Annotated in this window: 10 protein-coding genes; 3 read left to right on the top strand and 7 right to left on the bottom strand. The window is 40.3% G+C overall.

From position 1 onward, the window contains the following. Window positions 1-116: 116 nt before the first annotated feature. The 3 genes from Q0954_RS00050 to Q0954_RS00040 form a co-directional block, all read right to left on the bottom strand. Window positions 117-3488, bottom strand: coding sequence for a PAS domain S-box protein (locus tag Q0954_RS00050; protein ID WP_299452057.1), 3372 nt, complete (start codon window positions 3486-3488; stop codon window positions 117-119). Window positions 3489-3845: 357 nt separating this feature from the next. Continuing rightward, window positions 3846-5039: a serine hydrolase gene (locus tag Q0954_RS00045; protein ID WP_299452055.1), complete on the bottom strand. Its 1194-nt coding sequence runs from the start codon at window positions 5037-5039 to the stop codon at window positions 3846-3848. A 605-nt stretch (window positions 5040-5644) separates the two neighbouring features. Then, window positions 5645-7612, bottom strand: coding sequence for an endonuclease (locus tag Q0954_RS00040; RefSeq protein ID WP_299452052.1), 1968 nt, complete (start codon window positions 7610-7612; stop codon window positions 5645-5647). A gap of 486 nt (window positions 7613-8098) precedes the next feature. Here Q0954_RS00040 and Q0954_RS00035 point away from each other — a divergent pair, with 486 nt between their 5' ends. Continuing rightward, window positions 8099-8524, top strand: coding sequence for a DUF1573 domain-containing protein (locus tag Q0954_RS00035; RefSeq protein ID WP_299452050.1), 426 nt, complete (start codon window positions 8099-8101; stop codon window positions 8522-8524). A gap of 72 nt (window positions 8525-8596) precedes the next feature. Here Q0954_RS00035 and Q0954_RS00030 read toward each other — a convergent pair whose 3' ends face one another. Further along, window positions 8597-9016: a cytochrome c gene (locus Q0954_RS00030; RefSeq protein ID WP_299452047.1), complete on the bottom strand. Its 420-nt coding sequence runs from the start codon at window positions 9014-9016 to the stop codon at window positions 8597-8599. 272 nt (window positions 9017-9288) lie between these two features. Further along, window positions 9289-9855 carry a hypothetical protein gene (locus Q0954_RS00025; protein ID WP_299452045.1) on the bottom strand — a complete coding sequence of 189 codons (567 nt, stop codon included), beginning with the start codon at window positions 9853-9855 and terminating at the stop codon, window positions 9289-9291. A gap of 236 nt (window positions 9856-10091) precedes the next feature. Between Q0954_RS00025 and Q0954_RS00020 the strand changes: the two genes are divergently transcribed. Beyond that, the gene (locus Q0954_RS00020; RefSeq protein ID WP_299452042.1) at window positions 10092-10517 is read left to right on the top strand and encodes a hypothetical protein; all 426 of its coding nucleotides are present in this window, start codon (window positions 10092-10094) and stop codon (window positions 10515-10517) included. A gap of 27 nt (window positions 10518-10544) precedes the next feature. Beyond that, on the top strand, window positions 10545-10943 hold the full coding sequence (locus tag Q0954_RS00015; RefSeq protein ID WP_299452039.1) for a hypothetical protein: 399 nt from the start codon (window positions 10545-10547) through the stop codon (window positions 10941-10943). A 4-nt stretch (window positions 10944-10947) separates the two neighbouring features. On the opposite strand, the gene Q0954_RS00010 is transcribed toward Q0954_RS00015, so the two are convergent. Both Q0954_RS00010 and Q0954_RS00005 read right to left on the bottom strand, forming a co-directional pair. Next, the gene (locus Q0954_RS00010) at window positions 10948-12150 is read right to left on the bottom strand and encodes a pentapeptide repeat-containing protein (RefSeq protein WP_299452036.1); all 1203 of its coding nucleotides are present in this window, start codon (window positions 12148-12150) and stop codon (window positions 10948-10950) included. Window positions 12151-12584: 434 nt separating this feature from the next. After that, a complete protein-coding gene (locus Q0954_RS00005) occupies window positions 12585-13055 on the bottom strand; it encodes an SRPBCC domain-containing protein (RefSeq protein ID WP_299452034.1) in 471 nt (156 codons plus the stop codon). Window positions 13056-13152: the final 97 nt, after the last annotated feature.

Below are 13152 nucleotides of genomic sequence, written 5' to 3'. Positions count from 1 at the left end.
TTTTTGAAATGCAAAGTTAGTAATAAGGACTCAATTAACAATGCTAATAAATAATAATTTGTTGATAAATAAGCATAGAATGAGCCCAAAATGGGGCGCAAATCTAACAAAAAGCCTTAGTTATGTCCATCATTTTTTGATAATTCTTCAATTTTTGCCTTCAACTTTGCTATTTCCTCCTCTTTTTCTTCAATTTTTGCCTGATCTCTCATTCGAATTTCTTCAATAGCTTTATTCGCTTTGAGCAATTCGTCGGTTCTTTTCTTAAGTTTTCGGGTGTTTTGGCGGGCTTTTACTTCAAAATATTTCACTTCTGTAATGTCTTGAGCAAACTTTACAATCTTGTAAGGCTCTCCATTCAGATCAAATATTGGATTATAAGTTCCACTAAACCATATTTCAGTACCATCTTTTTTTACCCTTCTGAAACGCCCACTTACGTACTCTCCATTAAAGAGTTTTTCCCATAAAGTTTTATAATCATCAGAGGTTTTGGTAAAATCATCTACAAAAATATTGTGATTTTTATTTACCAACTCTATCAATTTATATTGCATCAGGTCAAGAAAACGCTGATTGGCATGCAAGATGTACCCTTTCATATCAAACTCTATCACCAGATTCGATTTGTTAATGGCAGACATTTGCCCTTCGTAGTCCATGTTTTGAACCTTTTGCTGGGTAATCACAGTTGCCAGTTGAATCACCTTGTAAGGTACTCCAGTAATGTCTTTTACAGGGGTAAAGGTAGCGTTCAACCAAACAGCCTGTCCGTCTTTGGCTACCCTCTTAAACTCTCCTATTTGAGGAATGCCTCTTCTTAACTCGCTCCAAAACTTCTTATAAGTTGCCATATCCTCTGCTCCCTCTTCCAACAGCAAAATATCTTTATGCTCTTTGAGCTCATATACATTATATTTAAGCGCATCTAAAAAGATGTTGTTCACTTCAAGTATGTTACCCTCCATGTCAAACTCTGCCGTGGCAAGTGCAGTGTTGATAGCAGTCATTTGTCCAGTCAAAGCCAACTGATTTTGCTCTAGCTCGGTTTTTTGTTTCTGCAAAATAGAAGCATTCTCTTTTAGCTCTGTTTCATACGTCTTTACATCGTTTATATCCTGAGCAAAGTTCAGTATTTTATAAGGCTGCCCATTCAAGTCTAAGATAGGGTTATAGCTACTTCTCACCCATACTTTTTCGCCCGACTTATTGATGTACTGGAACTCTCCAGTAAGGCTCTTGCCTCTGGCCAGCTTTTTCCAATCTTGCATATACTGCACCGTGGCAGGGTCTTTAGTATCTACCAGTACAGAGTGGTGTTTACCTTTAATTTCGTTTAAACGATAGCCCATCAACTGTAAAAAGATATTATTCGCATTTGATATATAGCCCTCGGTGTCATATTCTACCACCGCGTTGGTTTTATTAATGGCCTCCAGTTCTCCTTTAAAGTCCATACTCAACTGCTTTTGCTCAGTAATATCTATGGCAAGCTCTATGACTTTATAAGGGCGCCCTTTTACATCTTTTACAGGAGTATAAGAAGCATTTAACCAGATTTCACGTCCGTCTTTGGTAATTCTTTTAAACTCTTCGGTTTGGGGCAAACCTTCCTGAAGTTCCAGCCAAAACTTTTTATAACGGGGCTTGTCTACTTCTTTGGGGTCAACAAAAATAGAATGGTGGCCGTCTTTGATGTCGTAAATGCTATAACCAAACATCTCAAGAAAAAGATTATTGGCATTAAGAATGGTGCCTTGCATATCAAACTCAGCCGTGGCAAGCGTAGTATTAATGGCAGTCATTTGACCAGTCAGTTCTGCCTGGCTCTTTTTCATTTCTTCTTGAGTAGTTACCAACTCTTGCAGACTCAAGGCACTTTCTTCTTCTTTTCGCTTTAATTTTTTGGCTGTTTCCTGGGCTTCGTTCAACAGGAGTTGAGCTTCATAGTTATTTTTAAGAGTAGTCACGCTGGCACCAATGTTCTCAGCAAGTTTTTTTACAAATTCTATCTCATAATCCTTAAACAAATGAAAAGAAGCCAGTTCGATAATGCCTACCACATCATCTTCGTTTACAATCATAGGAATGACCAAAATACTACGTGGGTTGGCGCTGCCTAACCCAGAGTTTACCAGTGTGTATCCAGAAGGAACCTCTTGCAAATATACCGCATCTTTCTCCTGCCAGCTTTGCCCGGCAAGCCCTTGCCCCAAATAAATCTGCCTTTTCAGGAAACGCTTACGGTCAAAGGCATACACCGAGGTAAGTTCCATACAAGGAGCATCATAGTCTTTGTCATTGAGCACAAATATACCTCCCTGATTAGCATTAAGATACTTTACCAGGTTTGATATTACTTCATCGGCAAGGTCTTGTATTTGCCTACTTTCACGCACAATGCTGTTAAACTTGGTCAAACCTTCGTTTACCCACTTGCGCTCTTGGTCTTTAATAGCAATCTGTTTGAGCCCTTCTTGCATTTGATTAAATGCTTCGCCCATTTCGCTATGCTCCTCAAAAACATCCAGTTTGCTTTCCAGGTTGCCATCAGCAATTTGCAACGAAAAGTCTTTTGTTTTTTGCAAGTGATAGGTCACCAACTGTAATTCTTCTACAATCTCACTGGTTTCGTCTTCCAGCGACTTCAGGTATTTGGGCAGTTCTCCCCTTCGTAGCATGCGCACATAGTCACGCAATTGATAAATATTCCGCAGAATTTTATGAGACAAATCGCGGATCAGGTAAAGCATGATGACAAACAATACCACCCCAAGCGCTACAAACAACATCCAGAAAACATTCCAGAGGTGAGCAATTTGCCCGTGTTTCATTTCCAGCTCTCGGTTCTGAATACCCTGTAGTTCTAGCACTTCATTGTGCACTTGATTGATCAAAGGTAACACCCTCTTACTGAAAGCATCTTCCCGACTGCTGGTTTGTGGGGTAAGTAATACATCGTTTTGGTGATTTGCCAGATTTTCTATGTTCTCAAGGTTATAAATGTCATCGCTGCGCTTGGCTATTACTTCTTCTATCAAAATCTGGCTGTTTTCGAGCTTTTGGAGGGTGGTTTGCAAGTTGAGGTACTTGAGCTTCATGTCCAGGTTTTGCCACTTTTGCTCATACACCGCCAGTGTATCATAAATTTGCTTGATTTCTTTTTTCCAGATGCTTGCTCGCTTTTGCTTATAATCGCCTTCTACCTTTCGGTTGTTATTTTCAAAAATCATGTACACCTGCAAAAATATAGAGCTGCGGTTTACCATTTCATTAAGTGCCTGAAGATGTACTTTGGTGGGGTTAATGGTATTGTCGATGTAGGCATTGATCCGAGAGATTTTATTTAACTCGTTGAGTGTTACGGCAGTAAAAACCACCATAACCACTGCAAGCACTGCAAAGCTTCGAATAATCCGCTGCCGTATAGTACTTGAGCTTTTCTGTGTAGTTACTTTTATCTCTTTGTTCTCACCTTTCTTTGCCATAAGAGTCTCTCTGTTTATAATACAGGAAATATAATGCTTTTTAGTGAATAGTCCATATCCTTTGCAGGCTATTAGGCTTTACTGGTATAAACTAAAATCATACCTGAGTAATGGTAGCAAATCAAGTAAAGTAATACTGTTTACCTGTTTGCCCCAACAGGATGCCACCCTTCCCAACATAACTAACTGTATATAAACACTTTACGCCAAAAAACTATTCACACGCTTCCAAATCAGCAAATTTAACAATCCAGGTTATTGAATACTGGTTTTTATGGTATTGTCATTTGGGCATTATCTAATCCTGTGTACACTGCCAGCTGGCATTACTTCTCTGATGCTCGCTCAAACCAACCGTTATTTTTGTGGGGGCTTCAGTCCAAAATAGTTTACATCAGGCAACTGGCTTTTGGTTGCCTTTAATACTTGTGCCATTACTCCGTAAATTTCCCTTACTCCTGACCTACTGTCAATACTGGTATTGGTCACAAAAGCCCAACTAATACCGTTCTTCAAGGTAGTTACTACAGCATCTGAGCCACCCAAGCTACCAGTGCGCCAACACCCACGTGGCGAGCACCAACGCCAACCCAACACTTGTTTCCCTTCTTCGTCATCAGGGGTCATCATTTGATGCACAATGTCTTTGCTCAAAATGTCAGGCACATTATCAAACCCATCAATGGCAGTAACCAATTTCATTAAATCTACCGGAGAGGCAATCCAGGCACCCGCCCCTGCCAGTGCATCCAGATTGTTGCCTCCATACATACGCAAAACTTTCTGACGAGGGTTATATACTGAGCGAGCTTTAGGCACATCTTTTCCCTCGTAATACTTTACCTCCAGTGGGGCGCGGTCTTTTAATAGGTTTTTGCTTAACCTCATCCCTTTTATATCCAGTTTTGCCAATAAACCTTGCACATATTTTTCATAAGATACTCCGGCTATTTTGGCTACAACTTCGCCTAAAATAGCGTAACCATAGTTAGAGTAGCCAAAATGACTCCCAGGTGCATACCATAGCTTCCGGGCAAACACAAAACGGGTTACATCATTGAGAGAAGGAGGCGATTTAATACCAAGTTTACGCGCTACCTCTAAAGGTCTGAATATGGGGTCGCCCACACATTTACGACACCAACCTGCGGTGTGGTTAAGCAATTGTCTGACTGTAATCTGGTACATCCGCTGGTCTACTGCTGTGGTATAGAGCGAATCGTTCAAAATTCCTGCTTTGCCAAATACGGTATCATTCAACGCCAGTTTTTTTTCATCAATCAATTTCATTACTGCTACTGCTGTCACCAGTTTCGAGACACTGGCAATGCGAAACTTATGCCCTGGATGCACTTTTACCCCTGCTTCTTTATCGGCATAACCATACCCCTTGGCATATACCAGTTGCCCATCTTTGACAATAGCCATCGAAGCTCCCTTAAGCTGAAAAGTGTCCAGATAAGCGTTGACCAAACTATCGGCTTTTTTCATAGGCTTATGATCTGACAGATTGTTGTGGAGTACTTGCCTGGCAATGGCCTGTTTAAACACTGGCGCAATGTTGTTTTGCCTTGACTCGACGTTTGGGGTGCATTGGACAAAAAATATCAATATCAATAATTGACTCAAAAGAGTCAGGGTTAAGTGCTTGTTTATCATTGAGAAAGGTTAACTGCCTGGCATTGTGCCGTAAACGATCAGTGTGTATTAAAATAAGTTATAAGTAGCAGCAAGCTATAAGCTACAAGCAAAGATAACTCTCTCATAATATGATAGTTATACTTGCATATTAGGTGTATTTAATTTTGTCTTGGTACATACTACTGATAACAAAAGTAATATTTGAAATGATTTATGGGAGATTTTGAGGAGTATTTTTTGTAGGAATACTTTGAGTAAATACAAAAAAAACCGCACCAAATACTGAGTTTTAGTGCGGTTTTCTAATTAAAAAGTCCCAATAAAGTTTTTGTCCTCGTTGTATGTTGTATTACTGGAGACTTTAATATAAGTAAAGTACATCATTAAATTTAGGCAAAGTTACGCAATGATTTTACTAAAAAAATGTCATCATTTAACATTTAGGGATAAAATCAATGTTTTTGATTTATTTTTTCATAAAAACTTATATCAAAAAACTCTTCGAAAAATACAGCTTAACGAACTATCAAGCGTTGGGTCGTAGTGGTTTTGCTGTTTTGAATAGCCAATACATAAACACCTTTTTTCCAAGCACTTACGTTTATGCCAAAGACATGGCGTTTGTGGGAGCTTTGGTACACTACCTGACCTTGCATATTTGTTACTACTATCTTGGCGGCCTGGCTTAGTTGTATGGTTACCCGAGTGCTCGCAGGCACGGGAAAAACCCTTGCCTCACTGTTTGTAGCAATTGGCTGCACTGTAGTACGGTGGCTGGCTCCGCCTATATGCCCAAAGTAAGAAAAAGTATTTTGTCCGTGCCGTGCCCAGTGGTCAGGGTTGTAAGCAGAAGAGGGGGTATACGCTGATGACTTACGCTCTAGAGTTACTTCTTGCCCAAAATAGTTTCTATCACCATACGCCCCTACTATATCAATGAGTGTCTCCCCTTTAAACAAAGCAATGGCATCGTTTCCATTAAAATTAAGTACAGTGTGGCTGGTTTTCAGATCTGCCGAGAAAGTCGCAGAGGCGTTTGCCAAAGTATACACGGTACCGCTTGCCAATGAACCACTTAGATTGAGTACTTGCCAGCTACCTGAACCATTGGCTTGCTTGCGCAAAGAATAGCCACTTAAGCTCACTGTGGCACCAGTAAGATTGGCAATTTCAACGCCTTTATTGTAAGAGGTGCCCTCTACATATTCAGAAATAAATAAATCAGGTGAGCCACTTCCTCCTGCACCACCACTGTTGCTGCTTCCACTGCCTGCTCCAATATTTACAGTATAGTCTTCTACCTCGCCATAAGAGATTGCCTCACAACAAGTAGGTATCCCGTTGTATTTCATGGATACACGCATACGGGTAGCACCTACAACTGCCGAGGCAGGCACCGTAAAAGAGCCTGTAACTACGCTTGCACTGGTGGCCGAATGAGTAAATACTTGCTCGCCGCTATCGGTAAAATCGCCATCTTGGTTAAAATCTACCCAAACTGCATACCCCTCGCTATATATACTCCCTGACCAGGCTGGTTTGATGGTCAAATTTACAGTAGCACCTTGTGTCAAACTCGTTGACTCTGAGGTAAAATCGGCATAACCACCATTGGCACCCGATGATTTATAAATGCTGGCAACTGCTACTTGCCCAATCCATTCATCAGCCACACTATTGCCTTTAGAGGCACAATAAGCCGCTGTTCCGCCTCCACCATTGCTGGCATCGGTAAACCCCCAGGCACGTGCTACCAGGTGAGGCTGGTCTATGTAAGGGTTGCGGTCGCCCTGGTACTGTTCTATAGCGTTGTTGCGGGCAATTTCGGCAGCGTCTACCGGATCGTCCAAATGCCATTGATATAAGGTGTTGAGATTACCTACTGAAGTAATATTGCCAGCTTGGGTAGGATACATGGTGAAAAAATAAAAAACCGCGCGAGCCACATTTCCTTTGTGATCTTCGCGCGGTTCAAATTTACCGTTGGCATATTCGCTGTATTCATTTATACCGGAGGAGGGACGACTGGATTGGGAACTTGTGTGTCGCATCCATTGGGTGGTTTGATTGTCGTCAATTTCAGCGAAAGCGTAGTTAGAACGAACGCTATTCCAGTTTTTGTAGGTGGGAAACAGGTGGTGAATATCAGACTTCATAGGTTCGGCTTTTCCAAAAAAGCTTTGAGGCACAGTATGTTCACAGTTGATAGGGTCAGGGTTGGTACTGGTACCTCCATAAGACCAGCTCTTGGCATACCCGGAGTATACTCCGCTAATTTTACTGTTTTTGTTATCAATGTAGTTATACATTTTTCTGCGGGCCTCGGTATACCCTAGTGTATGATGTTTGCCCTCATAATAATTGGCTTTGAGCCAACTACGTAACGATGCTCCATCAAGGTTGGAGGGAGGGGTTTGTGCCCAGGTAAGCATGCTTAACAGCAAGCATATAAGCGTAAGTGTCAGATGTTTAAAATGTTTCATTGGGTTTTGAGTTTAAGAGGCAGGTTCGGAATGCCTCAAGTGCAAATTTAAAAGTCGGTTTACTTCCTAACTTCTGTAGGATTTGGTTGCTCAAAACTATTTAGTCACTTACTTTATTCGATGTAACATTTTAACATGAATTATTAAAAATTTATGTAATCACAGGCATTTACATAACATTAAATTAATATTTGCATTTTCAACAAAATTATATTTCACAAAAACACACAACATACAAAATTAATATTATAAGCATTTAAACTGGCAAGTCAGTTAATTTAACGCTGCTTTTATGTTAACAAATTATGAAGTCAATCGTGTACTTTTATTTCTTAACAAAGAATAGCTTTAGGGGTAAAAAAGCTATCTACTGCCCCACTATCTTCTATTAACAGCCCATTAACATATATTCAAAAATCATTAACTCCACCTTTGTATAGACATTCATACCTTTGAGTCATCAAATAACCAAAACATTTTTTAGTCATGATAAAACAAAAATTAACACTTGCACTTTCTCTTATCTTATTAGCAGGACTTACCGTATTTGCCCAACAAATGGCGTTTAATACACCCCAGAAGGCTACCATCAACACTGGCAAAGCATCTTTTCAATGGCAAAAGACCACCTACTCGTTTGGCAAAATAACGCAAAACAAGCCAGCAAAGGCTACTTTTAGCTTTGTAAATACCGGAAACGAGCCTTTAGTTATTACAAGTGCGGTGGGTTCTTGCGGATGTACTGTAGCCAACTATCCCAAACAACCCATCAGACCAGGTCAAAAGGGAGAAGTAACGGCTGTATATAATGCAGCAAAACCAGGGAGTTTTAACAAAACTATTACCTTGACCTCTAACGCCCAGCAAACCAAAACGGTACTGTCTATCAATGGAGAGGTAGTCAAAAAATAACCTTATACCACAAAAAAGGCTAAGAATGTATGATACACTCTTAGCCTTTAAAATATTGGTTTTCTTACTGCTTTACTTCTTCTTTTGAGCAGCTTTTACCTCGCCCACTGTTACAATTTCGGCCTTGTTGCCCCAACTATTCATAATGTAGTTGAGCACATCAGCTGTTTGTTTGGCAGTAAGTCCTTGTGGGGGCATGTTGCCGTTATAGGTTTTGCCATTGACTACCATTTTGCCCGATGCTCCATTCAGTATTTGGTGAATAGAACGCTGTCGGTCTGCCATCAAGTAGTCAGACTTTGCCAAAGGAGGAAAAACACCTTCTATGCCCAAACCGTTTTGCATGTGGCAAGTTTGGCAATAACTGCCATAAATACGCTTGCCTCGTTCCATGCTTTTTTTGAGGTCGGTTTGAGCGTCATTGTCAGTAAACGAAAATAATGTAACAGTCACTGCCATCAAAAACAGGCATAATGTAAAATTTTGTTTCATAATTTCATGATGGGTTTTAGTTATGTTTTCTAATAACACCATACGATCTTTTTGGGCAAAACATAACTCATCGCGCTTAATTTAAGTATCAACACTACAACGCCGAAAGCCGATAAATAGTTAAACTTATTGGTTGTAATACAAATGCTGCCAAGTCAGTTTAATGGTTAAAGTATTGGTTGGGTAACTTATTTAATCCCCAATGCACTAGCCGATAAAAACGGGGGTATGGTTGTGTAGGTAGTTTTGGAGAGTATTGTGTGGTCAAAGTATTACATCTTCAGCGCCCAACTGCTATTGTCGCCTGGCTCAGCTTTTACCCCCAAAGCGTTTTTGCCTTCCATGTTACTTTTAAGTTGTAACCTGCCATCTTCACATTTGGTCATCTTAAAACTCCAGTTAATCTCTTGTTTTTTTTCTTTGCTTTCTACAGTTTTTCCTTGCTTTATCTTTTCTTCGGTCACTGAGGTAAATTGAATGGTCAGAATGTTATGCTCTACCTTATAAGTGCCCTTGGAGGTAGTTCTCAATTCAAAAAAATCAGTTCCCCCAGTGTTCATAGCCTCAGCTGTTATGGCTTCTACAGTATTGTCGTTGTTAAATTTCATCATCGCCCAATACTCCGAGTAAGTCAAAGCATCACAATCTTTGAGGTTTACTCCAAAAGCAAAAATCCGGTTCTTAACCATCCCAGCATCCATCTGTTCATTTTTCACTTTTTTAGTATTTGTCCCCATCTTTTCTATTGAATCTTTAGCAGCAGAGCCAGATTCTTCTGATGACTTTCCGCAACCAGTCAAAAATATCAGGTATAATAATGCTAAAGCAAGCTTTTTCATGTTCGTAATATTGGAGGTATGGTTTAGAGAAAGCTAAGATAGTGAATTCGAACTAAATTTTTCGATAGGCCTACTAGTGTATCACATATTCAGCACAAAATAGGCTAATTTGATATTTTTGGTCATACTTACAAAAAAACAAGGCTTTACAAGGGCTTTCATTTGCTTGGAGATACGGGTTTTAGTTACGAATTTTAGCCACACCACGGCATTTAATAACGTTTGATATAAAATCTATGAAAATTTCACAAGGCATCTATGGCGTCATCTTCAGTCTTTGGGTCAGTTGTTCGCCTCCTTCTCCGTTTTCCGACGATCCTCGCGACAAGTTTATTGGACGCTATAGTGTGTCAGAAACTTGTAACCCGTCTAAGGCAAACCAGGATTACTCTATGCAAATTGTTAGGTCTGCCAGCGATACAGACTCCCTTATTATTTTAGAAAATTTTTATAACAGTGGGGCAAAAATAGAGGGGGTGGTTACTGGCAACCGGGTCGCTTTTCCTGCCCAAAGCTTTGCGGCGTATACTTTTAGCGGAAACGGTACCGTTTTTACTAAAAAAGAAAGTACTGAACGTTTTATAGAGTTGATATATATAGTACAGGTTACGCCTGGTAGTTTTGCCGATACTTGCCAAGCAAAGGCCATTATTCAGGAATAAGCTCATTGTTCACCCTAAAATCTCCCTATGAACCGTTTAATCATTTTTTGCTTCATTTACATTGTATGCCACCTGGCTACTCAAGCCCAAACTCCTCCCTTGCCTGATACCAATCAAATCAAACAAAACCCATTTTTTCAAATCCAAACTACCCCCAAGTTTATGAGCTTGTCAATCATAAGTCCTACACTGTACAACCACTGGAGCACACAACTTAAGTTTTTTGAAGAAAAGTACAAAAATCAAAATATGCTACTGTTGATCTCTGCTACTACAAGTAAACAAAAAACCGAGTTTTTGACTGAGTTTACGGCACAACAAAGCACTGACAAAGATTTGTTGGTTGCCTACGCAGATGCGCTAAAAGTAGTGACGCTCAAATACCAGGTATTGGATTTTAAACACCATCTTTATTTAAAAAAATAGTGATTTACATTAACCCTCCTTTACGCACCAAAAACTCTCGTGTATTATCGGCCATGGTAGCTCCGGTAAACACCGACTGTTTTACATTACGTACCCTCATATCGCTTTGATTTAAGTTGGTAGCTGCCATATTGGTTTGGGCAAGCAAAGTATCCTTCAGGCAAGACATGGACAAGTCTACCCCAGCAAAATCTGCATATTCGAGGTTTGCTCCAGTCAGGTCTACATTATGAAAGTGCGCCCCTTCAGCTTTAGTGTCGCTTAGGTTTGCCTCCACCAGGTTGGCATGGTCTAAATAGGCCTCTTTGAGGTTGACTCCTTGCAAATTGGCAGCTTTCAATAGTGCATAACGCAAGTCTGCCTGAAATAAATCACTGTTGGCAAGATTTGCCTGGGTAAGGTCTGCGTCGTGCCAACGCGAATAGTGGGCTTTTATCAAGCGTAAGTCGGCATCCTGTAGGTTGGTTTCGTACAAATATGCTCCACTGAGATTGCTCCCTGCCAAGTTAGCTTTGCGCAAATCGGCCTCTGTCAACTGAGCGTTTTCCAGTTGAGTATCGGTCATAGTAGCCGCATAAAAAGAGGTGAAATGTGCCTGTACATTGTTTAAGTTAGCTTTGCGTAGATTGGCTCCCTGAAAATTGGCAGAGGTCAGGTGGGCACTTTCAAGATTGGCACTCAACAAAATCGTATTTTCAAGATTGGCATGGTTCAGCAAAGCCCCCCTCAAATCACAGTACGACAAATTAGCATTGCTTAAGTTTTGATATTGCAAGTTTAAACGCAAAGGTTTGGTCATTTTAAGCATAAAGGTAAACTTATCGCGCAAAGCAGGCTCGACAGGTACAAAATTATAGCGGGGGTGTGCATACGCCAATATAGAAATATACGCAACAAATGTGTTTTTCATCAACACATTGGGCGCTATATGTGTATGAACCTTCGCCACATGAATAAACTGTTGATCGAGCAGATCGGGCATAAAAAAACTCATGCGTTCGCTCAACTCCATTCCTAGTTCGTCGGTTTCGGCTTCTACCAATTGGGTTAAAAAAACCACCTCATCAAGCGATAACTCTTTTGCCGCAAACAGGTCGCTCAAAATAACCAACGCTTGCGCTGACTGATTGAGTCGATAGCTCTCATCAGGATTTTTAGACAAGAAAGAATGCTTAAGTACTGTAAATTTTTCTTCGATGTGTTTCATAACCGTTTGCCGTAGATGTTGGAAGCAATATAAAAAGTTTCAGAGAAAATACGGCTTAATCATCAAGATTTACCTGCCCTTGCTCTACTTCTGTTTTACTACGCTCCCACACCTCCAGCACTTGTTTGGCTACTTGACGTATAACATTGAGCTGAATGACCCCCTTGGCTCATCACTATTTTTTTGTTTGAGACAATTAAAAAAAAGGCTCTTATAAAGAATTGGGCTGAAGGGTTATTGTATGCTTAGGTTTGCTCTTCACTAGGGCAACCATTCCGATAAATCGAGAACTTCCATTGCATTACAGCAAGGGATTGCCCCTACACTTATCACTTTGATTTACACATAAACACCTGTATATCAAAGATTTTAAAAACTTCGTACACTCCTAAAATGTATCCGCAGGATGCTTAATAAGAGCCAAAAAATACAACTCAACCGGCTTCTGAAGCCATTTTTAGGTCAGCCGCAAAATCTTCGAAAGCCTGGGTAAAATCAGGTAAACTGCCCGCAATGAGTGGAAGCATAAAGCCACTAAACACCTCCTCCATTTCAAAATCCACTGTTCCATCCGCACAATCGGTCAGTGTATAAGTTCTCACCCCTTTGAAAGCGGCTGCCCCGCTTTGCCACACCATTTTTTTATTGGGTACCAATTCGCTCACTTTTAGATGAAAAGGGCGTTTACTCAATTTTACAGATACAGTGATCTTTTCATTCAGTGCAATCTGCCCTTCTATTTTTTCTACAGTGGAGTTCCATTTCGGAAAATCGGCTGCATTGGTAAGCAAACCCCATATTTTTTCTGCGGGTGCCGCTATGTTTACTTTCACACTATATTGCAGTTTAAAAGTATGTTTTACCTTCACTGCTTGTCCATTTTGTTGTGTAGCTTGACTTGTCATGGGTCTATAATTTTAGTAATTAATTCAAGTTGCGGCTTATGCCTCAACCCTTTTTAGTGTATAAGCAAAAAGAAATAAAAACACTTTTAGCAAAAAT

Origin of the sequence: uncultured Microscilla sp., assembly GCF_947493425.1 — a bacterium.
GTDB lineage: Bacteria > Bacteroidota > Bacteroidia > Cytophagales > Microscillaceae > Microscilla.
Note: the sequence above shows the minus strand (reverse complement) of the source record. Positions and strands in the feature narration are given on the sequence as shown.